Annotated in this window: 26 protein-coding genes and 1 pseudogene; 17 read left to right on the forward strand and 10 right to left on the reverse strand. The window is 54.8% G+C overall.

Going from position 1 to position 26,091, the window contains the following annotated elements; genetic code table 11:
* Positions 1-128: 128 nt before the first annotated feature.
* Together AA74_RS0100060 and ptrB are read left to right on the forward strand one after the other, a co-directional pair.
* Complete coding sequence (locus AA74_RS0100060; protein ID WP_021240435.1) at positions 129-779, forward strand: tellurite resistance TerB family protein; 651 nt, start codon at positions 129-131, stop codon at positions 777-779.
* 85 nt (positions 780-864) lie between these two features.
* The gene (gene ptrB, locus AA74_RS0100065) at positions 865-2,925 is read left to right on the forward strand and encodes an oligopeptidase B (RefSeq protein WP_023293953.1); all 2,061 of its coding nucleotides are present in this window, start codon (positions 865-867) and stop codon (positions 2,923-2,925) included.
* Here the strand turns inward: ptrB and exoX are convergent.
* The 3 genes from exoX to AA74_RS0100080 all read right to left on the reverse strand — a co-directional run bounded on the left by exoX (position 2,922) and on the right by AA74_RS0100080 (position 4,600).
* Entirely contained in the window at positions 2,922-3,584 is a 663-nt protein-coding gene (gene exoX, locus AA74_RS0100070) for an exodeoxyribonuclease X (protein WP_008500463.1), read from the reverse strand. The genes ptrB and exoX overlap by 4 nt on opposite strands.
* Positions 3,585-3,608: 24 nt before the next feature.
* Complete coding sequence (locus AA74_RS0100075; protein WP_008500464.1) at positions 3,609-4,259, reverse strand: carbon-nitrogen hydrolase family protein; 651 nt, start codon at positions 4,257-4,259, stop codon at positions 3,609-3,611.
* A gap of 110 nt (positions 4,260-4,369) precedes the next feature.
* The gene (locus tag AA74_RS0100080) at positions 4,370-4,600 is read right to left on the reverse strand and encodes a DNA polymerase III subunit theta (RefSeq protein WP_008500465.1); all 231 of its coding nucleotides are present in this window, start codon (positions 4,598-4,600) and stop codon (positions 4,370-4,372) included.
* 137 nt (positions 4,601-4,737) lie between these two features.
* Here AA74_RS0100080 and yobA point away from each other — a divergent pair, with 137 nt between their 5' ends.
* Genes yobA through AA74_RS0100095 form a run of 3 tightly spaced genes read left to right on the forward strand, consistent with a single transcriptional unit; the run spans position 4,738 to position 6,335 of the window.
* Complete coding sequence (gene yobA / locus AA74_RS0100085; RefSeq protein WP_025910073.1) at positions 4,738-5,109, forward strand: CopC domain-containing protein YobA; 372 nt, start codon at positions 4,738-4,740, stop codon at positions 5,107-5,109.
* 1 nt (position 5,110) lies between these two features.
* Entirely contained in the window at positions 5,111-5,980 is an 870-nt protein-coding gene (gene copD, locus AA74_RS0100090) for a copper homeostasis membrane protein CopD (RefSeq protein WP_025910076.1), read from the forward strand.
* A 16-nt stretch (positions 5,981-5,996) separates the two neighbouring features.
* Positions 5,997-6,335, forward strand: a complete 339-nt coding sequence (locus AA74_RS0100095; RefSeq protein WP_025910078.1) for a YebY family protein — start codon at positions 5,997-5,999, stop codon at positions 6,333-6,335.
* Positions 6,336-6,740: 405 nt separating this feature from the next.
* Here the strand turns inward: AA74_RS0100095 and AA74_RS0100100 are convergent, their stop codons facing one another.
* The gene (locus AA74_RS0100100; protein ID WP_025910080.1) at positions 6,741-7,682 is read right to left on the reverse strand and encodes a VirK/YbjX family protein; all 942 of its coding nucleotides are present in this window, start codon (positions 7,680-7,682) and stop codon (positions 6,741-6,743) included.
* A 176-nt stretch (positions 7,683-7,858) separates the two neighbouring features.
* On the opposite strand from AA74_RS0100100, the gene pphA reads away from it, so the two are divergent.
* Positions 7,859-8,503, forward strand: coding sequence for a protein-serine/threonine phosphatase (gene pphA / locus AA74_RS0100105; protein ID WP_025910082.1), 645 nt, complete (start codon positions 7,859-7,861; stop codon positions 8,501-8,503).
* A 34-nt stretch (positions 8,504-8,537) separates the two neighbouring features.
* Here pphA and AA74_RS0100110 read toward each other — a convergent pair whose 3' ends face one another.
* The 4 genes from AA74_RS0100110 to yebS form a co-directional block, all read right to left on the reverse strand.
* Positions 8,538-8,777: a YebV family protein gene (locus AA74_RS0100110; protein ID WP_008500472.1), complete on the reverse strand. Its 240-nt coding sequence runs from the start codon at positions 8,775-8,777 to the stop codon at positions 8,538-8,540.
* Between the two features lie 106 nt (positions 8,778-8,883).
* A complete protein-coding gene (rsmF, locus tag AA74_RS0100115; RefSeq protein ID WP_025910085.1) occupies positions 8,884-10,326 on the reverse strand; it encodes a 16S rRNA (cytosine(1407)-C(5))-methyltransferase RsmF in 1,443 nt (480 codons plus the stop codon).
* 77 nt (positions 10,327-10,403) lie between these two features.
* A complete protein-coding gene (locus AA74_RS0100120; RefSeq protein ID WP_025910088.1) occupies positions 10,404-13,037 on the reverse strand; it encodes a PqiB family protein in 2,634 nt (877 codons plus the stop codon).
* A complete protein-coding gene (gene yebS / locus AA74_RS0100125; RefSeq protein WP_025910090.1) occupies positions 13,006-14,289 on the reverse strand; it encodes a membrane integrity lipid transport subunit YebS in 1,284 nt (427 codons plus the stop codon). The genes AA74_RS0100120 and yebS overlap by 32 nt, the downstream gene beginning before the upstream one ends.
* A 132-nt stretch (positions 14,290-14,421) precedes the next feature.
* Between yebS and AA74_RS0100130 the strand changes: the two genes are divergently transcribed.
* The 4 genes from AA74_RS0100130 (at position 14,422) to htpX (ending at position 18,845) form a co-directional block, all read left to right on the forward strand.
* A complete protein-coding gene (locus AA74_RS0100130) occupies positions 14,422-14,919 on the forward strand; it encodes a GAF domain-containing protein (protein ID WP_008500476.1) in 498 nt (165 codons plus the stop codon).
* 96 nt (positions 14,920-15,015) lie between these two features.
* Positions 15,016-15,702: an RNA chaperone ProQ gene (gene proQ, locus AA74_RS0100135; RefSeq protein WP_014884292.1), complete on the forward strand. Its 687-nt coding sequence runs from the start codon at positions 15,016-15,018 to the stop codon at positions 15,700-15,702.
* 19 nt (positions 15,703-15,721) lie between these two features.
* Entirely contained in the window at positions 15,722-17,770 is a 2,049-nt protein-coding gene (prc, locus tag AA74_RS0100140) for a carboxy terminal-processing peptidase (protein WP_025910096.1), read from the forward strand.
* A gap of 193 nt (positions 17,771-17,963) precedes the next feature.
* The gene (htpX, locus tag AA74_RS0100145; protein WP_014884290.1) at positions 17,964-18,845 is read left to right on the forward strand and encodes a protease HtpX; all 882 of its coding nucleotides are present in this window, start codon (positions 17,964-17,966) and stop codon (positions 18,843-18,845) included.
* 50 nt (positions 18,846-18,895) lie between these two features.
* Here htpX and AA74_RS0100150 read toward each other — a convergent pair whose 3' ends face one another.
* The gene (locus AA74_RS0100150) at positions 18,896-20,269 is read right to left on the reverse strand and encodes an MFS transporter (protein ID WP_025910099.1); all 1,374 of its coding nucleotides are present in this window, start codon (positions 20,267-20,269) and stop codon (positions 18,896-18,898) included.
* Between the two features lie 178 nt (positions 20,270-20,447).
* Here AA74_RS0100150 and kdgR point away from each other — a divergent pair, with 178 nt between their 5' ends.
* Positions 20,448-21,239: a DNA-binding transcriptional regulator KdgR gene (gene kdgR, locus AA74_RS0100155; RefSeq protein WP_025910101.1), complete on the forward strand. Its 792-nt coding sequence runs from the start codon at positions 20,448-20,450 to the stop codon at positions 21,237-21,239.
* A 66-nt stretch (positions 21,240-21,305) separates the two neighbouring features.
* Here the strand turns inward: kdgR and AA74_RS0100160 are convergent, their stop codons facing one another.
* A complete protein-coding gene (locus AA74_RS0100160; RefSeq protein WP_025910102.1) occupies positions 21,306-21,545 on the reverse strand; it encodes a YobH family protein in 240 nt (79 codons plus the stop codon).
* A 159-nt stretch (positions 21,546-21,704) separates the two neighbouring features.
* Here AA74_RS0100160 and mgrB point away from each other — a divergent pair, with 159 nt between their 5' ends.
* The 6 genes and pseudogenes from mgrB to ftsI all read left to right on the forward strand — a co-directional run bounded on the left by mgrB (position 21,705) and on the right by ftsI (position 26,058).
* Positions 21,705-21,848 carry a PhoP/PhoQ regulator MgrB gene (gene mgrB, locus AA74_RS0100165; protein ID WP_006175995.1) on the forward strand — a complete coding sequence of 48 codons (144 nt, stop codon included), beginning with the start codon at positions 21,705-21,707 and terminating at the stop codon, positions 21,846-21,848.
* 74 nt (positions 21,849-21,922) lie between these two features.
* Positions 21,923-22,213, forward strand: a complete 291-nt coding sequence (locus AA74_RS0100170) for a YebO family protein (protein ID WP_008500484.1) — start codon at positions 21,923-21,925, stop codon at positions 22,211-22,213.
* A 24-nt stretch (positions 22,214-22,237) separates the two neighbouring features.
* Entirely contained in the window at positions 22,238-23,227 is a 990-nt protein-coding gene (locus tag AA74_RS0100175) for an MBL fold metallo-hydrolase (protein ID WP_025910105.1), read from the forward strand.
* Between the two features lie 525 nt (positions 23,228-23,752).
* Positions 23,753-23,897 (forward strand): annotated as a pseudogene (locus AA74_RS01000000121865) (DUF2627 domain-containing protein).
* A 13-nt stretch (positions 23,898-23,910) separates the two neighbouring features.
* Entirely contained in the window at positions 23,911-24,120 is a 210-nt protein-coding gene (cspE, locus tag AA74_RS0100180; RefSeq protein WP_001062678.1) for a transcription antiterminator/RNA stability regulator CspE, read from the forward strand.
* Between the two features lie 219 nt (positions 24,121-24,339).
* Positions 24,340-26,058 carry a peptidoglycan glycosyltransferase FtsI gene (gene ftsI / locus AA74_RS0100185; RefSeq protein WP_025910109.1) on the forward strand — a complete coding sequence of 573 codons (1,719 nt, stop codon included), beginning with the start codon at positions 24,340-24,342 and terminating at the stop codon, positions 26,056-26,058.
* The last annotated feature ends 33 nt before the right edge of the window (positions 26,059-26,091 follow it).

A 26,091-nucleotide genomic window follows, 5' to 3' on the forward strand; every position in this document is an offset into this window, starting at 1 on the left:
TTTGCGTCTGTCTTGTGCACGGTCAGGTGAGGGGAGAAGAAATTTGCGCTTCTTTAGCCCGCCCAGACATTTCCTGACGCCTGCTCGCTTACGCTGTGGAACATGTTCACCGTTAAGTGAGGAAAATCATGTCTGGCTGGCTAAATCAATTGCAATCACTGTTAGGGCAGAAAACGTCGTCTTCCGGCGAGCGGGATCTCAGCAAACTGCTGGTGCCCGGGGCGCTCGGCGGGCTGGCAGGCCTGCTGGTCGCGAATAAATCCTCGCGCAAGCTGCTGGCAAAGTACGGGACAGGCGCGCTGCTCGCCGGTGGGGGCGCCATTGCGGGCACCGTCCTGTGGAATAAATACAAGGACAGGGTCCGGACCGCGCATAGCGATGAACCGCACTACGGCGAGCACACCTCGCCGCTGGATCTGCGCACCGAAAGGCTCATTCTTGCGCTGGTTTTTGCCGCGAAAAGTGACGGACATATCGACGATAAGGAACGGCTGGCGATCGAACAGCAGCTGCGCGAAGCCGGCGTCGAAGAGAAGGGCAGAGCGCTGGTGGCGCAGGCCATCGAACAGCCCCTGGATCCGCAGCGTCTGGCGCAAAGCGTGAAAAATGAGGAAGAGGCGCTTGAACTCTATTTCCTCAGCTGTGCCGCCATCGATATCGATCACTTTATGGAGCGCAGCTACCTGAATGCGCTTGGCGACGCGCTGAAGATCCCGCAGGACGTGCGTGAGGGCATTGAGCGGGATATTCGGGAACAAAAACAGGCGTTACAGGGATAGTTCTCGCCGTTGCGACCCTGTTTCGCTTGCATCATGCGTGGGTTTTGCCAACCTTATAGGGTGTAAAACGAAAAAGAATGATGACATGCCACCGAAAGCCCGACGTATACCTTATGCGATCACCACGCATGGCGATACGCGTATAGACAACTATTACTGGCTACGGGACGATTCGCGCTCCCGGCCAGAGGTGCTCGACTACCTGCACGAGGAAAACGACTATGGCCGCAAGGTCATGTCCAGCCAGCAGACGCTTCAGGACCAGCTGCTGAATGAAATGGTGCAGCGTATTCCTCAGCGCGATATCTCCGCGCCCTGGACCAAAAATGGCTATCGCTATCGCCATATTTATGAGCCCGGCAACGAGTATCCCATCTACCAGCGTCAGTCGGTCCTGAGCGCCGAATGGGATGCGTGGGATATTCTGCTGGATGCCAATCAGCGCGCGGCCCACAGCGAGTTTTATACTCTGGGCGGCATGTCCATTTCGCCGGATAACGCGGTGATGGCGCTGGCGGAGGATTATCTCTCCCGTCGCCAGTACGGCCTGCGTTTTCGCAATCTGGACACCGGCAACTGGTATCCGGAAATGCTGGAAAACGTCTCCCCGGATTTTGTCTGGGCGAATGATTCCGAGACGGTGTACTACGTCAAAAAGCACGCCTCTACGCTGCTGCCCTATCAGGTATGGCGGCATACCATCGGAACGGACTCCGCAGACGACGAGCTGGTCTATGAAGAGAAAGACGAAACGTTCTATGTCAGCCTGCATAAAACCTCTTCGCGCCATTATGTGATTATCTTCCTGGCCAGCGCCACGACGTCGGAAGTCCTGCTGCTGGATGCCGAACTGCCCGACGCCCAGCCGCTCTGTTTCCTGCCGCGCCGAAAGGATCATGAATACAGCCTGGATCACTTCCAGCACAGCTTTTATCTGCGCTCGAATCGCGAGGGTAAAAACTTTGGCCTCTATAAAACCAAAGTACGCGATGAGCGCAAGTGGGAGGTGCTTATCCCCGCGCGGGATCAGGTGATGCTGGAAGGGTTTACCCTGTTCACCGACTGGCTGGTGGTGGAGGAGCGCCAGCGCGGGCTGACCAGCATCCGGCAAATCAACCGTAAAACGCGGGAAGTGGTGGGGATCGCGTTCGACGACCCGGCCTATGTGACGTGGATTGGGTTCAATCCCGAACCCGAATCATCGCGGCTGCGCTACGGCTATTCATCCATGACCACACCGGACACCCTGTTTGAGCTGGACATGGATACCGGGCAGCGTCAGGTGATAAAGCAGACCGAGGTTAAAGGGTTTGAGTCCGAAAACTACCGCAGCGAGCACCTGTGGGTCACCGCCCGGGATGGCGTCGAGGTCCCCGTCTCGCTCGTCTATCACAAAGCCCATTTCCAGAAAGGCAAAAACCCGATCCTGGTGTACGGCTACGGCTCCTACGGCTCCAGCATGGATGCTGATTTCAGCAGCAGCCGTTTAAGCCTGCTCGACCGCGGCTTTGTTTTCGCCATCGCCCATATTCGCGGCGGCGGTGAGCTGGGGCAGCACTGGTATGAGGACGGGAAATTCCTGAAAAAGAAAAACACCTTCAATGACTACCTCGACGTCTGCGATGCGCTGATTGATCAGGGCTATGGCGATCCGAAACTCTGCTTTGGCATGGGCGGCAGCGCGGGAGGCATGCTGATGGGGGCGGTGATCAACCAGCGTCCCGAACGCTTTAAGGGGATTGTCGCGCAGGTGCCGTTTGTCGATGTGGTGACGACCATGCTCGATGAATCCATTCCGCTGACGACCGGGGAGTTTGAAGAGTGGGGGAATCCGCAGGATGAGATTTACTACCGCTATATGAAAACGTACAGCCCTTACGATAACGTCGAGGCGAAAGCCTATCCCCACATGCTGGTCACCACCGGTCTGCATGACTCTCAGGTGCAGTACTGGGAGCCGGCAAAATGGGTGGCGAAACTGCGGGAGCTGAAAACCGACGATAACCTGCTGCTGCTGTGTACCGACATGGATTCCGGACACGGCGGGAAATCGGGACGATTTAAATCGTATGAAGGGGTGGCGCTGGAGTATGCCTTCCTGATTGGCCTGGCGCAGGAGACGCTGCCAGGCCGTGCAGAGCGTTAAGCTTCGCCCAGATAGTGCTTCAGCGTCAGGCGCAGTTCCGGGCTCATTTTGTCAAGGTTGTTATACAGCCAGCGCAAATAGCCCGGGTCTTTATCCGCAATATCCGACACCGCTCTGCCCCGGTATTTACCAAAGGTAAACGTGGTCAGCAGTGCGGGGCGTCCGGTAATCGTTGCCATATCGTCCGGCGTCCAGCCCGAGGTGTTCATAATATCGATGAGTAGCGCGGCGGTGATATAGCAGTCGTACAGGGCGCGGTGATGATGAAGCCCCTCAGGCGTGCGGACGCTGAGCTTGCGGGACTTGTACAGCGCCATGTTGCTGTATTTAATGCCCGGCCAGAGGCGACGCGCCAGCTTCATGGTACAAATCCATTCCCCCGGCATTTCAGGGAGCACCCGGCGGTCAAAACTGGCGTTATGCGCGACGTACCAGGGGCTACCGTAATAGTGGGGAATGATCTCTTCGATCCACGGCTTGTCCGCCACCATCGATTCGGTAATGCGATGGATAGCCATCGCCTGAGGGCTGATGGGGCGGTCAGGACGCACCAGATGGCTCATTGGGTTGACGATTTTACCATCAACCACGTCGACAGAGGCCACTTCCACAATTCCGCCCTGAAGATCGCAAGTTTCGGTATCGATGACGCGCAGCATTGAACACTCCTGAGCTTAAAACGCCTAGCCTAAAGGAATGATATCGCCTTGCCAACCCTCTCCGCCGAGCGTGCCGGTCAACAGCAGCTCGCCCTTATCCGCGCGAACGATCAGCTGGCCTTTTTCATCCCACAGCGCGCTACCGCCGCAGGCGTTCGCCATCAACACCGCTATGGCATATTTATGCGCGAAGCGCTGCAGGGTACTGATGGACTGCCGCCAGCGGTTATCCTCCACTGACTGACAGCTGGTAAACAGCGACGCTCTGGGATCGAGATTGGGGGAATCGGCATGCGCATCAATAATGCTGAGCTGTTTCTCTCCCGGCACCAGGCTGGCTCCGCCACCTTGCGGGTAGCGAAGGATGCGTTGACGAGCGGGGGTGAAGAGCGCGAGACCTTTCTGGCGCTGACCATCCCGCTCCACGGGGAGCCCGGCAATTACGGTTATTCGGTAACGATGCGCCGCGTCGAGCAGCGGTTCAAGCTGGGCGTCGCCGGGTGGGAGAGGTAACGTCGTCGTTCCCGAGCCTGTTAATGACAGTTCAGGAAACACCAGCAGATCGCACCCCTGCCGTGCTGCTTCGGCGATGAAGCGCAGGTGGTGCGTGATATGGTCATCGACACTCTGATGCTGCCCGCTATACTGGGCCGCCGCTATATTCCAATGTGACATCGTGACTTCCTTATACACTGAGTCGCAGGGATTTAAGAATACACCTAAATTTATCAGGGTTTTCTTATCCTGCCAGATTCAGCGTAAGGAAGTGTAACGGCTCGTTAAGCTTATTTAACTTTAGGTTCGTACGGTAAACGGGAGAGGTTGACCGAGGCGAGACGGTGGGCGATGAGTCTTTCGCGAAACCAGTCGCGCAGATGGGCGGGCTGTTCCCGTTCAACGACTTCAGCCACGACAGGCATGTTGTAACGCTCTTTAAACGCGACGCCAGCGGCAGCGAGATCGACATTCACTTTATCCATCTCGTCCTGTGGAAGGGCGGCCAGATTGATCTTCATTACCTTCTCCTTTTTATGCGGCGGCAACGTTACCGCGATTGCACGACGATGACAAGCGGAGGCAGGATGATCCTCGACTCGTTTATTATACAGCGTTATTCTTTAGCATACAGACATAACAAAAAGGAATGATTGCTATGTGTTTCTCCGCTTCCCGCGCGGTATGCGCACTGGTTTTTCTGGCCTCTACAATGATGACCCCCTCCGTGCTGGCGCATGCGCACCTTAAGCAGCCGATCCCGGCAGCGGACAGCGTGGTGAGCGCTCCGCAGGCACTGACGCTGAATTTTTCAGAAGGCATCGAACCGGAATTTAGCGGTGTGGTGGTGACGGATGCGCAAAAGCAGGTCATCAAAACGGGAACCGCCACGCGCGACGAAAAGAACAAGGCGCAGCTCACCGTTCCGCTGGACCAAACGCTGACGCCAGGGACGTACCAGGTAGACTGGCATGTCGTCTCTGTAGACGGTCATAAAACCAAAGGTAGCTATCACTTTAGCGTGAAATAGCATGCTGGCGCTGTGTTATATCGGGTTGCGCTTTATCCATTTCGGGGCGCTGATGCTGATTTTTGGCAACGCGCTTTACAGCGTCTGGTTTGCGCCTTCCTCTCTCCAGCGGCTGATGTCCCGACGTTTCCAGCTGCAGCAGAAAGTGGCGGCTTTTGTGAGCCTGGCGGCTGCACTCCTGATGTTTATGCTTCAGGGCGGGCAGATGGGTAACGGTTGGGGCGACGTATTTGCCCCACAGGTCTGGTCCGGCGTAATGAGGACACAGTTTGGCGGCGTCTGGCTTTGGCAAATGATTCTCGCTGCGATGACGGTCGCTGCAGCATGGCTCGCGCCGCTGAAGGGTTCGCGGCTGCTGCTGCTCGCCATGGGGCAGCTTATCCTGCTGGCGGGGGTAGGGCACGCGGCGATGAACGACGGTCCGATGGGGGCGCTGCAGCGCCTTAATCACGCTTTTCACCTGATCTGTGCTGCTACCTGGCTTGGCGGATTACTGCCCCTGCTGTTCTGCATGCGTCTGGCGAACGGGCGCTGGCAGAATGCCGCCATCTATACCATGATGCGCTTCTCGCGCGTGGGCCATTATGCGGTCGCGGGCGTGCTGCTCAGCGGAGCGATCAATGCACTCATGATACTGGGCGTCCATATTCCCTGGCAGGCTGACTACGTGCAGTTTTTGTTGTTCAAATGTGCGCTGGTGGCGTTGATGGTGGTAATTGCGCTGGCAAATCGGTATTTTCTGGTGCCACGGTTTCGTCCGGAGACCGGGCGAGCACAACAGATTTTTATCAGGATGACACAGGCAGAAGTGGTGCTGGGGGCGCTGGTACTGGCAACGGTCAGTCTGTTCGCCACCTGGGAACCCTTCTGACAAGGTTAAATATCATATGAAAAAGACAGTACTTTCTCTCATATTGCTGGCCTGCACGGGGAGCGCGTTTGCCGCACCGCAGGTTATCACCGTCAGCCGTTTTGAAGTGGGTAAGGACAAATGGGCCTTCAACCGTGAAGAGGTGATGCTGACCTGCCGTCCGGGCCATGCGCTGTATGCCATCAACCCGAGCACGCTGGTGCAATACCCGTTAAATGAAACCGCCGAGCAGCAGGTGGCCAGCGGAAAGAACAGCGGCCAGCCGATTAGCATCATTCAGATCGCTGACCCGGCGAATCCGGGACAGAAAATGAGTCTGGCCCCGTTTATCGAGCGCGCCGACAAGCTCTGCTAACGTTCAGGTTCCCAATAAAAAACCGCAGATGCTTGCGAAAGCACTGCGGTTTTTCACATTTTATGATGCTCTGGCGCTTTTTTTCCGACCGCTTTAGCTGTGGACTGGAAAACCTGGCGTCGTCATCTATTCTTAAAAGGCAAGGCGACTTAGCCTGCATTAATGCCAACTTTTAGCGCACGGCTCTCTCCCAAGAGCCATTTCCCTGGACCGAATACAGGAATCGTATTCGGTCTCTTTTTATCTGCATGAAAGTAAAAGACTAATCCTTTCGTTGTCTCAGTTCTGCAGCGCACGTTCTGTACGTCTGGTTAAAACATAACACATTACGGCATGCTGTAGTCCAGCCCTTTTTGCCTGTTTTGTTAAATTTTCGTGTGCAATTCAGTAAAGCGCGTGCGGGGTCTAAAAGTACGACCTAACCGACGCCTCGATTTCATCAAGCAGCTCAAAGCGACGGCGGTATTCAGCGCGTTTTTTACTGGCAATTTCTTCAAGGGATTTGCGCTCCATATGCAGCGGGAGCTGCCAACTGAAGGTCGAGCGTTTTTGACCGTCAATAGAAGCCCAAAACTCGTCGTAGCTGGCATGGAAATGACGACCTTTACTCAGACGATAGCGCAGCGCGCGGAAGATATGCCCTTCATCGCTGACTGCGTAAATGGCTTTCATGCCGGAGAGGGTTGCAAGCTGGAAAAGCACTTCCATCAACACGCGTTTCGGGAAAAGACCATGGCAGGCACGGGTCGCCTGTTTGATCACATCGCGGGATACGCTGCGGCGCGGGCCCTGAAGACCCCCAATCACCAGCGCATATTCTCCGTTTTCACGCGTAACGCAAAACGTCACGCTCGCAAGCAGGGTATTTTCGTTATCACGCAGCCACAGCGTACACTCGCCCTCACGCTCTGCTTTACTGGCGTTCATGGCATTAACGTTATAGCTCACGCCATCTTTAGCATGAAACTCAACAATGGATTGTTCTTGCGGCCCGGTTAAGGCGGCGATTAGCCCGGCATCTCTCAGGGAGTCAATCCACTGATAATGGGTGATGATGGCATTGGCCCGTGCGTTGGCATTCATCCCCCGCATGAGATACTGGCGATGCGTTTTGCTCGGCAGGGTGATTTGCGAAGCCAGCAGCTGGTCGAAATCGTTGCGGCGAGCCAGTGCATCGAGCATGCGATGCGTGGAAGACCAGAACAGCAGTGAACGTAACAGAAATTTGAGACGGTACTCGCGTTTTTGCCAGATAGGACCTGGAACGAGTTTACCTTTCACCAGTTCGGAAATGATATGGGTACGATGCGAATGTGGCGCATCTTCTTGCAGGCGCTTATTTGACACGGAAAGACCTCAAAGTTTATGCAATGCATATTTTAGGGGCATGCAAAAGTGTATTAATACTGGTGAAATATTTATTTATCCTTAGTTTACTGTTTGTTTAACTTTATGAAAAGCGCTCCAGCGGAGCTTCCCTGCGCATATGCTAGCTGCAGCTACACTCTCTTGTGGGAGGTTCTATGTATGAGCGAATAGATGGTCGAAAGTGGCGTCACGTCTGGGTGGTCAGCGATATACATGGCTGTTATCAGCGGCTTATGGATGAGCTTAAACGCCGTCATTTTAATCCGTATGAGGATTTGCTTATTTCCGTTGGGGATATGATCGATCGCGGTCCGGACAGCGTTAAATCATTACAGCTTATCAATGAAAAATGGTTTCGTGCCGTCCGGGGCAACCATGAGCAAATGGCGCTCGACAGTCTGGATAATAACGATTTTTCACTCTGGACAATGAATGGCGGAATATGGTTCAGGCAACTTGAACGGGACCAGCAACAGCTTGCGCTGTCGTTGCTCGAAGCCTGTCGCGATTTACCGCATATCATCGAGGTAACCTGTGCGAACGGTCTGAACGTGATTGCCCATGCGGATTATCCGGCAGCGGAATACCGCTGGCAAAAACCGGTGAGCGCCCAGCGCGTTTTATGGGATCGCGATCGGTTGATGGGGTTTATGGTGGGTAAAGGGCAGGGCATCAGCGGTGCGGATCATTTCTGGTTCGGACATACGCCCGTCGACAGAAGGTATGATTTTGACAATCTCCACTACATTGATACGGGCGCCGTATTTGACGGTTACTTCACGCTGGCGCAGCTGCAGTAATAAATAACCCGCCTTCGGGCGGGTTCTCTTTAGGTCAGGCAAGACGCATGACCCAGGCATCGGTTTTACTATCGTAATGCTCACGGTAAAGGACAGAATGTTCGCCATCAAGTATTGCCGGGACGCTGGTGTCTGCATCCCATGCATCGAGCTGCATGCACAAATCCGGGTCGGATTTGCAGGGAATACTTAACGTTCGATCGCCTTGCGCTTCGCCGCGCAGTTCTGCGTCGTCGATCTCAAAAGCGCCAATACGCACGCTGGTTTTCGTCATAGTGCTCTCCGGGTCGGTTGTCAAAATCTGGTATGACCAGTACGGCCACCCATTTTTGATCGTAGACAAGGAGAGCAAAATCGCCAGTAAAAAAATGCGCTTTTTTTCAGGCCGTGCGATCGTTACCGGTAAACAGTCGTCCATCCCGGACCAGCTCGCGCGGATAGCTGTTTTTCAGTCGTGAACCGACTTTTTTTGCCAGCCCGAGCGGGTATCCCTGATACGTCACGATCACTTCATCGCCTGATGGCGTGCTGTCAGGATAGACATCGCGACCACGGTACCACTCTTCGGCTTCCTGATGCGTCAGGGCAAAGGCATTCTCGTGCCCGGCAAGGGCGATGACGGCCTCATGCTGCCAGCGATAGCCTTTATTATGCACTTCCGCCAGGCGGATCCCGATTCGGGAAAAACGGACCTTTCCGATGAGCGGTTCGATCTCAGCCGGGAACAGCCATACCTCTTTATCACGGATCCAGAGGTGCAGGCTCTCATCCCAGACCAGGCCAATTTTTTCGGCGGCGGCGACAAGCTGTGCTGCATCGCGACCTTTGAGGGGGGCAAACGGGAAGTTGCCGACCTTGAATTTGGGGGCGGGCAGGGGAGCAACCGCCTGCGTTTTACGCAGACGTGCCACAAAGAAGCCTTCGCAGTCGTAAATCTGCGGGAATACGTGGAGGAAACCCTCCGGCGTAATCGCCTCCTGTGCCGAGGCGAACAGATCGTTAAGCGGCAGGAATTCGACCGCATCCGGGTATTGCGCTTTCAGCCACAGGCAGACGTCTTCGTTTTCATCGCGGTTTAAGGTGCACGTTGAATAGACCAGCGTGCCGCCTGGGCGAAGGGCATGGAATGCGCTCTCGATCAGCTCCCGCTGCGTGGCGGCGATCTCAATGTTGCTTTCCACGGACCAGTTCTTTAACGCATCGGGATCTTTACGCACCACCCCTTCGCCGGAGCAGGGAGCGTCCAGCAGAATGGCGTCGAAGGCTTCCGGCAGGGCGGCGCCAAACACGCGGCCGTCGAAGTGCGTCAGGGCAACGTTATGAATACCGCAGCGGCTGATGTTGGCATGCAATACCTTCACGCGGCTGGCGGAAAACTCGTTGGCGAGGATCGCGCCCCGGTTACCCATACGGGCGGCAATCTGCGTGGTTTTTGAGCCGGGCGCCGCGGCCACATCCATTACGCGTTCAGGCGAATTGCCATCGGCGAACAGGGCTGCCACCGGCAGCATCGAGCTGGCTTCCTGGATATAGAACAGGCCGCTCAGATGTTCAGCGGTGCTTCCCAGCGGCACGGCGTCTTCGTCATCGCGCTCGATCCAGAACCCCTCAGCGCACCACGGTACCGGCGTAAGCTGCCAGCTGTAGGGCGCGACCAGCGCCAGAAAATCCTCGACGCTGATTTTCAGCGTGTTGACGCGAATACTGCGGCGTAACGGACGTTGGCAGGCGGCGATAAAATCGTCTAACGACAGGTGAGAAGGAAGCGCCTCGCGCATCTGCGCCAGGAATTGTTCAGGAAGAAATACGGAGTTTTGAGCCACGGGCACACCACAGGGAAAAGTTCAGGTGCGCAGTGTAACATAAAGGCTCCGGTGCGTTGACACCGGAGCCTTGGAGATTAACGCGGCAGGGCGGTTCCCCATTCGCGCCACTCTTTCGGTTCGCTTTCGAGCAGCAGGAAATGTTTACCCGGCTGCGCTTTCGGCGCCAGCGGCGTCCCCGGCGGTGTGGCAAACGCAATACCGCCGCGAATGAACTGGTTGAAGGTCCCGGTTTTCACCACGCCTCCCGTCAGGCCGAAGTCCAGCGAGTAGCCGGATGCCAGCCAGAACACCGAGTTATTACGCACCAGGTGCTGGTAGCGTTCGCTGATGCGTAGCGCCACCATCACGCGGTCGGAGAGCGTCCCGAGCGTCAGGCCCGTGACCGTACCGACCTCAATGCCGCGGAACAGCACAGGGGTGCCGATGCTCAGCGAGCCGGCTTCCGGCACTTCCACCACGATGCTCAGGCCGCCAAGGTAGCGCGAGTCGGTGATCGTGGCTTCCTGCAGCTCGAAATCACGACGGGCATTGCCCTGGCCGGGCTCAACGTTGATGTACGGCTGCAAAATGGTGTCGAGATGCTCAACGCCTGCGGCCGAGATCTGCGGTGTCACCACCGAGAAGCGCGAACCCGCGCGCGCAAAGGTCTGCACATATTCCGGGTAGAGCACGGCGGTAGCCTGCACCTCGTTACGCGAGGTGATCAGCGTCAGCTTCTGGATCTGCCCGATATCAATGCCCAGGTAGCGGATGGGCATGCCTTCCGCCAGCTTACCGGCATCAAACGCGTGCAGGGTAATCTGCCCGCCCACGGCGCGTGCGGCGGTCTCGGACGGGAAGAGAATACGCTTATCGCCTTTACGCAGGTTCGCGCCCGCTCCGCTGAGGTTATCGAAGCTAATCGCCCCGCGCAGCGCGCGTGACAGCGGAGAGGCCTGTACGGTCAGTCCGTTACCGTTCAGCTGCACTTTCGCGCCGCCTTCGGCCCAGAAGACGCTGTTCGGCGTCAGCAGCTTACGGTACTCCGGCTTGATGTGCAGTTCGATATCAAAGGCGTCGGCACGCGGGCGAACGGTGATCACTTCCCCGACTTCAAACTTGCGATACAGCACCACGGAGCCCGCCTGAACGTCCGGCAGGGTCTCGGCGCTTAACGTCAGCGTGGTGGTAGGAAGATCGCTCAGGCTGTTTTCAATTGCTTTCTCAAGGTTGGCATACAGCGGGTAGCTGTCGCGCACGGGACCTTTATCCCCCGGCAAAATACGGATGCCGCCGTTCACCCATTCGCTGGCGCTGGCGCCGAGAAACTCCACGCCGTCCAGTCCTACCTTCACGTCGACGCGACTGTTCACCACGAATTTACTGTCGCCATGTACCAGGTCTCTGTATTGCGGGTCGATGGCAACGGAGAATTGCACCCCATCCGCGGAGAGCTTGCGCTCCAGCACCTGTCCCACCTGCACGCCGTGTAAAATCAACGGCTGACCGGCTTCAATGCCATAGCTTTCTGGCGCATTGAGCGTAACCGTCACGACGCCCGGCTTTTGCAGCAGGGCTTTATCCGCCGGGGCAATCACGAAGCTATTGCTGGGCTGACCTTCCCCGGGGATCAGCTCAAAGGTATTGCCGGTCAGCAGCGTGCTGAGGCTGGCATCGTTAAGAGAGAGCTTTGGACTGCGCATTTCGATGCGTGTTTTCTCGCGCAGGAGATCGACCACGCTCGGATCGACCGTCATTTCGCCGGTGACCGATCCGCCCGGGTTGAGCGTCATTTTGGTGAGCTGGCCGACCTGCAGACCCTGATACATCAGTGGCGTTGAACCCGCTTTTAGTCCTTTAGCATCGGGAAGGGCGAGTTTGACGATCACGCCGCGCTGGCTGTGCGCCAGATCGGCGTACAATCCGAACGTGTCATCAGCCGTGGCAGGGCTTGAGTTTTCCGGGGAGTCAAAGGCGATGGCGCCGTTCACCAGTGCGGCCAAACTCTCCAGCTTCACTTTCGCACCGCTCAGGCTGAGGTCGGCATCCACGCCGGACACGTTCCAGAAGCGGCTGCCCTTTTTCACCAGATTGGTGAAGCGGCGCTCGATCAGCACATCAATGGTGACGCCCTGTTTATTCGGGTTAATCGCGTAATCGTACACGCGGCCAACCGGGATCTTACGGAAATAGACCAGGGAGCCGCTGTTCAGGGAACCGAGGTCCGGCGCCTGGAGATGAATCATCAAATCGCCGTTATTGAGGCGGTATTTGGGCTGCGTATCCAGAGCAACAAAGTGATCCTGCGGCTCACCTTTGCCGGGCATCATGCCGATATAGTTACCGCCGACGAGCGCATCCAGACCGGAAACGCCGGCCAGCGAGGCTTTTGGCGTCACCAGCCAGAACTGCGTTTCGCTGCGCAGGGCATCCTGCATGTCAGATTTAATGCTGACCCGCACCTGAATCTTGTTCAGCCCTTTTCCAAGGGAGATATCCTGAACCGTACCCACTTCAACCCCCTGGAAGCGAACGGGGGTTCGCCCGGCGACGATGCCGTCGGCGGTCTGGAAATCAATGGTGACGGTACTGCCGCGATCCTCATAGCTTGTCCAGATAAGCCAGCCTGCAATCATCAGGGCGATGACGGGCAGCAACCAGAATGGCGAAATGCGGCGTTTTGTTTTAATTCTCGCTTCAGTCGGCGAAGCGGGGGTTTCCTGACTCATGTGCATCCCAAAGTAAGCGGCTATCCAGCCATTCCACAGCAAGAATAGTCAATATCACCGCAGAGCCGAAATAAAAAGCCGCGGGTCCCATTGTAAAAGCAAGTAACTGATCGCGATTGATGAGCGACCTCATCAGCGAAATCACGAACAGATCTAACATTGACCAGCGGCCAATCCAGGTGACGAATCGCAGAAGCAAAATGCGGGTCCGTAAACCTTGTTCACACTTTAAGTGAATGCTGATGAGCAGGGTAATCATCACCACCACTTTGGTAAAGGGAACCAGGATACTGGCAATAAAGACGATTGCCGCCACCCCGACATTGCTGTGCGCAAGGGAGATAATCCCGGAGAGGATAGTATCCTCCTGACGTCCACCATTCACGTAAATGATGGAAATCGGCAGCATATTGGCGGGGATCAGAAACACCAGGGAGGCGATCAGCGCCGCCCAGCATTTTTGCAGGCTGTTATTGCGCCGCAGTCTCAACGGAATGTGGCACCGCGGGCAGCGTCCGCGCGTGTCGGGTAACCCGGTATAGTGGCAACCCAGACAGACGCGCAGATTTTCATCGGGACGCGTGGCGGGGCGCTGAGGGTAGAATCGCTCCCAGAGCTGCTCAACGTTCAGGTGGATCAGCGTCAGGATGCTCAGCAATACCAGACAGATGAAGGCAAAGAGTCCGACGCCGGGCTGCAAAAAGGCGTAGTCCTGCACCTTTATTGACGCAACCCCCACGCCTACCAGATAAATATCCAGCATCACCCACTCTTTGAGCTTGTCCAGCATCAGCAGCACCGGGCGAAGGTTCATGCCAAGAATGTTGCCAAACCAGAGATAGGCAATGGCGGCAACCAGCACCAGGGGTGCGCCGACGGTGCAGAACAGCACCATCGCGGCGGTGATGGGATCGCCCTGACGGGTCATCTGCCAGATGCCCTGCAGCACGTTGGCGTCAATGCGCACGCCGAGCAGGTAGAGTTTTAGCAGCGGCTCACTCCAGGCGAAGGGCATCAGCAGCAGCATGGTAACGGCCATGGCGGCGAGGCGGGTCAACGACCAGTCGCGGCCATCGCGAATTTTGGCGTCACAGCGGGGGCAGAAGGCACTTTGGTGCGATTTCATCTTCGGCAACATAAAAAGCGTATCGCACTGGGGGCAACGCTGATAATGTGCACGAGGCAAAGCTTCGCTTACCGTATGGACAGTTATCTTTCTCGTCGGCGTAATTTTGGTTGTTTTTAAGGCCATCAGCTGCGCACAAATAAGTATTGTTGAAAGTTATAATAACTCATGAACGGATTCATCTTGAGCATGAGCGCATTTAATGCTTATTTTAATAGGCTATGCGGTAATTTTGTAAGACAACTAAGTGATTGAATAATGAACAAAACAGAATTCTACGCGGATCTGAACCGCGATTTTAAGGCATTGATGGCGGGTGAGACCAGCTTCTTAGCCACTCTGGCAAATACTAGCGCATTGCTGTTTGAACGTCTCTCTGACGTGAACTGGGCGGGCTTTTACCTTCTGGAAGGTGAAACGCTGGTGCTCGGTCCGTTCCAGGGCAAACTGGCCTGCGTGCGTATTCCGGTAGGGCGTGGCGTATGCGGCACGGCGGTGGCCGAGAATCAGGTCCAGCGTGTGGAAGACGTTCATGCGTTTGACGGGCACATCGCCTGTGATGCCGCCAGTAATTCTGAAATCGTTCTGCCGCTGGTGGTCAAAAATCAGATTATTGGCGTTCTGGACATCGACAGTACGGTCTTCAGTCGCTTTACAACCGAGGACGAACAGGGGCTGCGCGAGCTGGTGGCGAATCTGGAAAACGTACTCGCAGCAACCGATTATCAAAAATTCTTTGCGAGCGTCGCAGGATAATCAACGGATAACGTAGCATTTACTGATAGCGTCATTATAATGACGCCTGTTCATGCCTGCGCTTGTTGGCAACGTCCGTTGTAATCAGGAAATTTCATGGAAAATCAACCTAAGTTGAATAGCAGTAAAGAAGTTATCGCATTTCTGGCCGAGCGTTTCCCGCAGTGCTTCAGCGCGGAAGGCGAAGCTCGTCCCCTGAAAGTCGGTATTTTTCAGGATCTGGTGGCGCGTGTTGAAGGGGAAATGAACCTCAGCAAAACTCAGCTGCGTTCCGCCTTACGTCTTTATACTTCGAGCTGGCGTTACCTGTACGGTATCAAACCTGGCGCGACCCGCGTGGATCTCGACGGCAACCCTTGCGGTGAGCTGGACGAGCAGCACGTTGAGCACGCGCGCAAGCAGCTGGAAGAAGCCAAAGCACGCGTTCAGGCACAACGTGCGGAACAGCAAGCGAAAAAACGCGAAGCCGCCGCGGCAAACGGCCAGGAAGAAGCGCCTCGTCGTGAGCGTAAACCACGCCCTGCGCCGCGTCGTCACGATAATAACGATCGCAAACCGCGTGCAGACAAACCAGCAGCAAAAGCCCCGCGTGCGCCTCGTGAAGAGCCGCGCCATACGCCGGTTTCTGACATTAACGCCCTGAGCGTGGGTCAGGCACTGAAGGTAAAAGCGGGTAACAATGCTATGGACGCCACCGTACTGGAAATCACCAAAGATGGCGTTCGTGTACAGCTGACTTCTGGTATGTCAATGATTGTACGCGCAGAACACTTGTTGTTCTGAAACGGAGGCCAAGCCTGGCATGAACACTTTTTTTAAGCTCACCGCGCTGGCGGGCCTGTTTGCTATAACAGGTCACGCCTTTGCAGTGGACGATATCACGCGTGTTGATCAAATTCCGGTACTCAAGGAAGAGACGCAGCACGCGACGGTGAGCGAGCGCGTGACCTCACGTTTCACCCGTTCGCACTATCGTCAGTTCGATCTCGATCAGGCCTTTTCGGCCAAAATCTTTGACCGCTATCTGAACTTGCTGGATTACAGCCATAACGTTTTGCTCGCCAGCGATGTCGAGCAGTTCGCTAAGCGGAAATCCGAGGTGGGTGACGAGTTGCGTTCAGGCAAGCTGGATCTCTTCTACGATCTCTACAACCTGTCGCAAAAGCGCCGCTTCGAACGCTATCAGTACGCGCTGAAAGTGCTGGAACGTCCGATGGACTTCACCGGCAACGACACCTTCAATCTGGACCGCAGCAAAGCGCCCTGGCCAAAAGATGAAGCCGAGCTGAATGCGCTGTGGGACGGCAAAGTGAAATACGACGAGCTGAGCCTTAAGCTCACCGGCAAAGACGAAAAAGAGATCCGTGACACGCTGACGCGTCGTTACAAATTTGCCATTCGTCGCCTGGCACAGACCAACAGTGAGGATGTTTTCTCACTGGCCATGACGGCCTTTGCGCACGAAATTGATCCGCACACCAACTATCTCTCACCTCGCAACACCGAGCAGTTTAATACCGAAATGAGCCTGTCTCTGGAAGGTATCGGCGCGGTGCTGCAGATGGACGATGATTATACGGTGATCAATTCGATGGTCGCGGGTGGTCCGGCATCCAAAAGCAAAGCCATTAGCGTAGGCGATCGCATTGTGGGTGTGGGACAAACCGGCCAGAACATGGTCGATGTGATCGGCTGGCGTCTTGATGACGTGGTTGCGCTGATCAAAGGTCCGAAGGGCAGCAAGGTTCGTCTGGAAATTCTGCCAGCCGGAAAAGGCACCAAAACCCGTATCGTTACCCTGACCCGTGAGCGTATCCGTCTGGAAGATCGCGCGGTGAAAATGTCGGTGAAAACCGTGGGTAAAGAGAAGGTGGGCGTCCTGGATATTCCTGGCTTCTACGTCGGGTTGACTGACGATGTGAAAGTTCAGCTGCAGAAACTTGAAAAGCAGAACGTCAGCAGCATCATCATCGACCTGCGCAGTAACGGCGGCGGGGCGCTGACGGAAGCGGTTTCACTCTCTGGCCTGTTCATCCCATCTGGCCCGGTGGTTCAGGTGCGCGATAACAACGGTAAAGTGCGAGAAGATGCGGACAATGACGGTGTGGTCTACTACAAAGGCCCGCTGGTGGTTCTGGTTGACCGCTTCAGTGCATCTGCATCTGAGATCTTCGCCGCTGCCATGCAGGACTACGGCCGCGCGCTGATCGTCGGTGAGCCAACCTTCGGTAAAGGCACCGTTCAGCAGTACCGCTCTCTGAATCGGATTTACGATCAAATGCTGCGTCCGGAATGGCCTGCACTGGGCTCGGTTCAGTACACCATTCAGAAATTCTACCGCGTAAACGGCGGCAGTACGCAGCGTAAGGGTGTCACGCCGGACATCATCATGCCGACAGGCACCCAGGAGACGGAAACCGGCGAGAAGTTTGAAGATAACGCGTTGCCGTGGGACAGCATCAATGCCGCGACCTACGTGAAAGCGGGTGATATGACGCAATTTGGCCCTGAGCTGCTGAAGGCGCATAACGACCGCATCGCGAAAGATCCGGAGTTCCAGTACATCATGAAGGATATTGCGCGATTCAATGCTCTGAAGGATAAGCGGAATATTGTTTCTCTGAACTACGCTCAGCGTGAAAAAGAGAACAACGAAGACGATGCAACCCGCCTGGCGCGTATCAACGATCGCTTCAAGCGTGAAGGCAAGCCTCTGCTCAAGAAACTGGACGATCTGCCAAAAGATTACCAGGAGCCGGATCCGTATCTCGACGAGACGGTGCATATCGCTCTCGACCTGGCGAATCAGGAAAAAGAGAAACCTGCCGTACAGCCCGCTCCGGCAAAATAACCTCCCAACAGGCACAAGAGATTGTGCCTGTTTCTTTTTGTTCTTCATCCTTCCGTCAGCCAGATTTTCAATTGTGTAAAGTTGTGTCTTTCTGGTGACTTACGCCCGCCGGATGCTTGAAAATAGCCGCAATACCCATACGATGTGGGTAATCGCATAGTGCGTTTTGTTAAACTGAGGTAAAAAGAAAATTATGATGCGAATCGCGCTCTTCCTGCTCACCAACCTGGCGGTGATGGTGGTTTTCGGGCTCGTGCTAAGCCTGACAGGAATTCAGTCGAGTAGCGTTCAGGGTCTGTTGATTATGGCGCTGCTGTTTGGTTTTGGTGGCTCGTTCATCTCCCTGCTGATGTCGAAGTGGATGGCATTGAAATCGGTAGGGGGTGAGGTTATTGAACAGCCGCGTAACGATATGGAACAGTGGCTGATGAATACGGTGGCTCAGCAGTCCCGTCAGGCCGGGATCGCCATGCCGCAGGTGGCCATTTACCATGCTCCGGACATCAACGCGTTCGCCACGGGTGCCCGCCGCGATGCGTCACTGGTCGCTGTTAGCACCGGACTGTTGCAGAACATGAGCCGTGACGAAGCCGAAGCGGTTATCGCCCACGAAATCAGCCATATCGCAAACGGTGACATGGTGACCATGACCCTGATTCAGGGCGTGGTAAACACCTTCGTGATCTTTATCTCCCGCATTCTGGCGCAGATTGCCGCTGGCTTCATGGGCGGCAACCGTGACGAAGGCGAAGAGAGCAACGGCAACCCGCTGATCTATTTTGCCGTGTCGATGGTGCTGGAACTGGTATTCGGTATTCTGGCGAGCATCATCACGATGTGGTTCTCCCGCCACCGTGAATTCCACGCGGATGCCGGTTCTGCGAAGCTTGTTGGTCGCGAGAAGATGATTGCCGCGCTGCAGCGTCTGAAAACCTCCTACGAGCCGCAGGAAGCGAACAGCATGATGGCCTTCTGCATTAACGGTAAATCCAAATCGCTGAGCGAGCTGTTTATGTCTCACCCGCCGCTGGATAAACGTATTGAAGCGCTGCGCAGTGGGGAATACCTGAAGTAACGCAACAAAACACAATAAGCCGGGCAGGAGAACACTCCGCCCGGCTTTTTTTATGCCTGAACCCTGGGCTGGGTCACCCGCAGGCCGCTGACGATAGCCGCGAGTGTGGCAAGTATACCGGCGGTGAGGAGGGCAACATGGTTGCCGTTCTGGCCTGCGAGGTTAAACATCAGGGCGACCAGCGCCGCACCGGTGCTTTGCCCAAGGAGACGCGCGGTTCCCAACATGCCGCTGGCCCCTCCGCTACGATGGCGCGGCGCTGAGGTAATAATGGTGTGGTTATTGGGGGACTGGAACAGCCCAAACCCCGCGCCGCAGAGGATCATGCGCCAGATAATGTCCAGATCGGAAGGCGACGAGGGCAGCAATGCCAGTGCGAAAAGGCCTGTCGCCATCACCGCCAGCCCCAGCGCCCCGAGTAAACCGGCATGAACGCGTTCAATTAAGTAACCTGCCAGCGGGGCCATCACCATGGTCGCCAGCGGCCAGGGGGTGAGCAGCAGTCCGGTCTCCACTTCTGACCGGCCTACCACGCTCTGCAGAAAGAAGGGCAGAGAAACCAGAGCCAGCATCTGGGCGCAGAACGAGCAGACGGACGTGCAAATGGAGAGTGAAAAGAGAGGAATACGCAGCAGATCAACGGGCAGCAAAGGCGCGGGGAGGGTGAGCTGGCGGCGAACAAAGAAGAAGCCGATCGCCAGCAGGGCGATGAGCTCCGCGCCGGTAAGCATCAGCGATTGTCCTTGCGCAAAGCCGCTCAGCGCTGTAATCAGCAGGCCGAAGGTCAGGGCATTCATCACCGCACTCGCCACGTCGAAGCGCGGCATGCTGATTTTGGGACCGTTAGCGGGAAGAAAGCGCAGGGCAAAGAAGATGGCGACGATACCCAGCGGCACGTTAATGGCGAACAGCCATTGCCATGACGCGACGGAAAGGATCGCCGCCGCAATGGTTGGCCCGGCGGCTGAAGAGACGGCCACAATAAACGAGTTTATACCCATCCCGCGCCCCAGATGGCGCTGGGGATAAATCAAGCGGATCAGCGCCGTGTTTACGCTCATCAACGCCGCGCCGCCAAAACCCTGGGCGATGCGCGCAAGCGTCAGGGTATGCAGTGAATCTGAAAGGGCGCAGAACAGGGAGGTAAACGTGAAAACCACCAGGCCACACTGATACACCCGGCGGTAACCGAACATATCGCCCAGGAAAGAGAACGAGAGCAGTGAAACCACAATCGCAATCTGGTAGGCGTTAACAATCCAAATCGAACTGGCGGGTGAGGCATGCAGGTCGCTGGCGATGGTTGGCAGGGCAACGTTCGCAATCGCGCCGTCAAGGACGGCCATGGAGATACCGATAATGATGGTCGCTATTGCGCCATACCGCTGGGGTAATGGCAGGCCATCGGAAAGATTCTTTTCCATCAGGAGTAAAAAGCTCAGCGTGATATTATTCTCAGGGTAACTATTTTAGCATTGTTACAGCCGCGATATGTCGCAGATTTGTAACGAAGTAAACGCGGATTGATTGCAGCTGACATGACGGGAACTTATAATAAAAACCAGTTCTGATTTTTATAAAACACTCGCTATGAGGTGGTAAATGGCTATTGCGGATTTGGATAAACAACCAGATTCTGTTTCTTCCGTGCTGAAGGTGTTTGGCATCTTACAGGCGCTTGGAGAAGAGCGTGAAATAGGTATTACAGAGCTGTCACAGCGCGTGATGATGTCAAAAAGCACCGTTTATCGCTTTTTGCAAACCATGAAATCATTGGGTTACGTTGCGCAGGAAGGCGAATCTGAAAAATATTCTCTGACGCTGAAGCTGTTTGAATTAGGTGCGCGTGCGCTACAAAATGTTGACCTGATCCGCAGCGCGGACATTCAGATGCGTGAAATCTCTCGCCTGACCAAAGAGACCATTCATCTCGGTGCGCTGGATGAAGACAGCATCGTTTACATCCATAAAATCGACTCCATGTACAATCTGCGCATGTATTCGCGCATTGGGCGCCGCAACCCGCTCTACAGTACCGCGATTGGTAAAGTTCTGCTGGCGTGGCGCGATCGCGAGGAAGTGGAGCAGATCCTCGACGGCGTGGAATACAAACGCAGCACGGAACGAACCATTACCAGTACGGAAGCGCTGCTGACGGTGCTCGACCGCGTGCGCGAGCAAGGGTATGGCGAAGATAACGAAGAGCAGGAAGAGGGGCTGCGCTGTATCGGCGTCCCGGTATTTGACCGCTTTGGGGTGGTGATTGCGGGCTTAAGTATCTCTTTCCCAACCTTACGTTTCTCCGAAGAGCGTCTTCATGAGTATGTGTCTATTCTGCACACTGCCGCACGTAAAATTTCTGAACAGATGGGCTATCACGACTACCCGTTTTAATCCCTGCTGAAATGATAAAACGCCGCATCTGATGCGGCGTTTTTTATGCCTCATGAACCTGGCTGATTAGCCGTTATCAATCACGACGGAGGTTTTACGCAGTACAGGACATTGGGTTAAGCCAATGATCCCGCTGTCAGTATGCAGATACTGGGTGGTGCTCATTCCTTGTGCGGTTAGGTATTTACACTGAATGCCTAACCCGGCTGCGTTTTCTGTGCTCCCCACAAGCACACCATAGCCCGTTAACAGAAGGCCAATCCAGACAAGGGCCAGTGCAATAATTGTTCGAATGATGAATCGCATTATTACCTCTTTTATCGTTGTTATCGTAATGCTAGCGTAACGTGTTTACGCAATGAAACAAGTGCAGCATTCTTAAAAACCGCGATGGAGGCGCAGTTAGCCCTTGTTTAAGATAAGCGTGATAATCTCGTTACATCAGGTCCTTAGACGGAGTGTGGAGTGAAAAAAATACGCTGGGTAATTCTGATTATCGTACTGATAGCGTGCGTGGTGTTATGGACGCAGACGATCAATGTGATGTGCGATCAGGATGTACAGTTTTTTAGCGGCGTTTGCGCAATCAACAAATTTATTCCGTGGTAATACACATTTTTTCTCAACGTGATTTCCTTCCTTCACGCCAGTGGTAAAATAGACGTTTTTATTGAGGTGGTGAAATGGGTGAGTTACTGAATTCAGGGTTGCTGAATATGGCATCCCTGATGATTTCTTTGGTGGTTCTGCTTGTGGGGCTGGTCATCTGGTTTTTCGTGAATCGGGCCAGTTCGCGTACAAATGAGCAGATCGAACTGCTGGAAGCGCTGCTCGATCAGCAAAAACGCCAGAATGCATTGCTACGCCGTCTTTGCGAGGCTAACGAACCGGAAGAGAAAGACGCGCCGAAAGACGCGGTCGCTGAAGATAACAAAGACGAAGACGACTTTATCCGCCTGGTGGCTGAGCGTTAATCTTTTTAGTCCTGGGAGGTGGCTGTGGTCTGGAAAAATCCCTGGTATGACCCCTCCCTGAAACATCATACCCCGAACGGTTTTCGTAATACCCTTCCTGTCGGACATCAACCCGGTGACCTTGAACGTTGGCGTAAAGCGCGCAAAGAGGCCGGTTTACCGAAGCCGCCCGCGCTGGGTTATGACGATTTCATCCGCCAGTGGTGGCAACCCGTTGAGCTTGCGGCATCTCATGAAGATGGGGTGTGGTGGCTCGGACACGCGAGCGTGTTGCTGCAGCTGGACGGCAATATCATCCTTACCGATCCGGTGTTTTCACGACGTGCTTCTCCGCTGCCTTTCCTGGGACCCCAGCGCAAAACGCCTCCCGTACTGTCTGTCGACCAACTTCATCAGCTTGATGCGGTTGTCATCTCCCATAATCATTACGATCATCTTGATGACGCAACCATTCGCAGAATCCTCAAGCGCTTTCCCGACGTCTGTTGTTTCGTTCCGTTGGGCCTGGCCGACTGGTTTCGTCGCCGGGGAGCAAAACGCGTGGTCGAACTCGACTGGTGGCAGAGTTTCACCTGGCAGGGGATGACGCTGACCGCCGTGCCGGCGCAGCACTGGAGCATGCGCACGCCATGGAACCGCAATCGTTCCTTATGGTGCGGCTGGGTGATGGAAGGACGGCATCATCGTTTCTGGTTCAGCGGTGATACCGGCTATTCGCCTGAGCTGTTGTTGATTCCTGAACGCCTGGGCCAGATAGATGCCGCCGCGTTGCCGATTGGTGCCTATGCCCCACGATGGTTCATGGCTGTTCATCATATGGATCCGCAATCAGCGGTGGCATTGTGGCAGCAGTTGGGTTGCCCTCTGGCGTTTCCCATTCACTGGGGCGTGTTTGAACTGGCAGATGAAGCTTTAGATGAACCTGTGCAGGAGTTAACTGACGCGCTCGATAATTTAGCACCAGTTAATCATTCTTTCAGGATACTGAAAATTGGTGAATATTTATCCTTCTAAACGAAGCGATAAATTGTTGCATATATTCTTGATGTAAACGCGCGCAGGAATGTTTTATTTTTATCGAAACGTTTTGCTTGCCTTCTTTTGATGCAGAGTCATAAAAATTTCATTATTTTGGTGCATAACGCTGTTTATTCGCTGGTGCATTTTAATACAGCTGGGCGCGGGTTTTTAACAGTGTTTTTTCTCTGAAACAATTTGGTCGCGTTACAATGATTTAAGCATAACTTTTCACAAATTGTTCTAACTCAATCAGGACGAAAGATTTCTTTTCCTGGTTGCTGGACGGTTCGTAATGAATGAGCTATGTTAAAAAAGTCTTAGATTACAGCGGTTGTGCAAGCAATGCTGGGTCTTTGTTACGCAGCAGGGCTGTCTGTACGCGATGCGCATAATTGTGCAAAACCTGACAGGCACTGTTCGAATTTGTGCGGCGGATCGAGACATGTTTAAAAATGGCTTGCCATATTAAACATAGTGTGTGATAACACGTTTTGGGTCAAACGAGGTACAGTTCTGTTTATGTGTGGCATTTTCAGTAAAGAAGTCCTGAGTAAACACGTTGTCGTTGAATACCGCTTCTCTGCCGAACCTTATATTAGTGCCTCATGCAGTAATGTCTCAGTTTTATCTCAGTTAATGCCTGCGGGCTAAGAAAACACTCTAAGGAATTTTGCAAAATGGCAAAGATTAAAGGTCAAGTTAAGTGGTTCAACGAGTCTAAAGGTTTTGGTTTCATTACTCCTGCTGACGGCAGCAAAGACGTGTTCGTACACTTCTCTGCAATCCAGGGTAACGGCTTCAAAACTCTGGCTGAAGGCCAGAACGTTGAGTTCGAAATTCAGGACGGCCAGAAAGGCCCAGCTGCAGTTAACGTAACTGCTATCTGATCGAACCGCTGCTGACTGAAGTGCCCTGCACTTCACTCTCAGACATAAAGCCTCGCTTGTCGCGGGGCTTTTTTATGTCCCTTATCTTTCAAAATATTACCATCCACGGTCTTGTTAGTAACTTGTTGCAAAGCTGCGAGGTTAGTAGCACTGTTTTGCCACCCTAAACCCATCTTTTCCCGTTAAATCAGTGCGTTGTTTTACAGTCCTGGGGTTCAGGTGAAGAAGAAATCGATAGCGACCGTCGGAAATTTCACGCCGGCGCGTTTTGTGCTGCTCTGTTTAGCTATTTTTTGTAGTCTGGCTTTTCTGCTGGGCCGCGTTGCCTGGCTGCAAATCATTAAGCCTGACAATCTGGTGAAGCAGGAAGATATGCGATCCCTCCGCCAGCTGGCGATTGATGCGCCGCGCGGCATGATAATGGATCGCGAGGGCCGCCCTCTGGCGGTGAGCGTGCCTGTCCAGGCCGTCTGGGCCGATCCTAAGACGGTGCTGGCAAAAGGGGGCGTCAACCTTGATGAGCGCTGGCAGGCGCTGGCCAGCGCGCTGCATCTCTCCCTCGGCACGCTCTCGGCACGCATCAACGCCAACCCGCAGGGTCGTTTTATTTACCTTGCCCGCCAGGTCGATCCGGCACAGGCAAAGTGGATCGATAAACTGAATCTGCCCGGCATCAATTTACGCGACGAGTCCCGCCGTTTTTATCCTGCTGGCCATGTGGCAGCGAACCTGATTGGTTTCACCAATATTGACGGGCAGGGCATTGAAGGTGTGGAAAAGAGCTTCAACGCCCAACTCACCGGCAAGCCGGGCGTGCGTCAGGTGAGGGAAGATCGCTACGGGCGCGTGGTTGAAAACCTGACTGAAATCGCGCCCTCACCGGCGCATAACATTCAGTTAAGTATTGACGAGCGGCTGCAAACCATCACCGAAGATGCGCTCGACAATGCTGTGGCCTGGAACAAGGCCGAGTCGGGGGCATCGGTATTAATTAATATCCCAACCGGGGAAATACTCGCGATGGCGAGCTATCCGGATTTCAATCCCAATAATCGGGAAGGCGCGACGATAAATGATTTCCGCAACCGCGCGATCAGCGATACGTTCGAACCCGGTTCGACCGTCAAGCCGCTGGTGCTGATGACGGCCCTGCAGCAGGGCCTGGTCCAGCCGGACAGCGTGATTGACACCCATCCGTATACCCTTGACGGGCATCGCATTCGCGACGTGGGCTATTACCCTGAGCTGACGATGACCGGGATCCTGCAAAAATCGAGCGACACCGGCGTTTCCCGGCTTTCTCTGGCGATGCCCGTTCAGCACCTTATTGATACCTATCGAAACTTTGGTTTTGGCACCAATACGGGGCTTGGCTTAACGGGGGAAAGTTCAGGGCTGTTGCCACAGCGTAAATACTGGAGCCAGCTCGATCGCGCGACCTTTGCCTTCGGCTACGGGCTGATGGTCACGCCGCTCCAGCTGGCCCACGTCTACGCCACGATTGGCGGGTTCGGGCTTGAGCGTCCTCTCTCCATCACCCGCATCGATCCCCCCGTTATCGGGCACCGCGTCATGCCGGAAGAGATTGCGCACGAAGTGGAGCACATGATGGAGAGCGTTGCGCTGCCGGGCGGCGGTGGCGTCAAGGCTGCCGTGCGTGATTACCGGGTGGCGGTGAAAACCGGCACGGCGAAGAAAATTGACGATAGCGGGAAGTATGTCGATAAATACGTCGCCTACACCGCGGGCGTTGCGCCTGCCAGCAATCCGCGTTTTGCTCTGGTGGTGGTGATTAACGATCCGCAAAACGGGGCCTACTACGGCGGTGCCGTCTCCGCGCCAGTCTTCAGCGAGATTATGGGTAACGTGCTGCGTCTGGAGAATATCAAACCTGACGGATTACCGGCGGGGTCCGAACACCTTATCGTCATGCGCTAACCGGGCGTTTATAACAGGGGCGAATAGCGGTAC

The sequence above is a fragment of the Enterobacter sp. 5-4 genome (assembly GCF_000612205.1).
GTDB lineage: Bacteria > Pseudomonadota > Gammaproteobacteria > Enterobacterales > Enterobacteriaceae > Enterobacter > Enterobacter roggenkampii.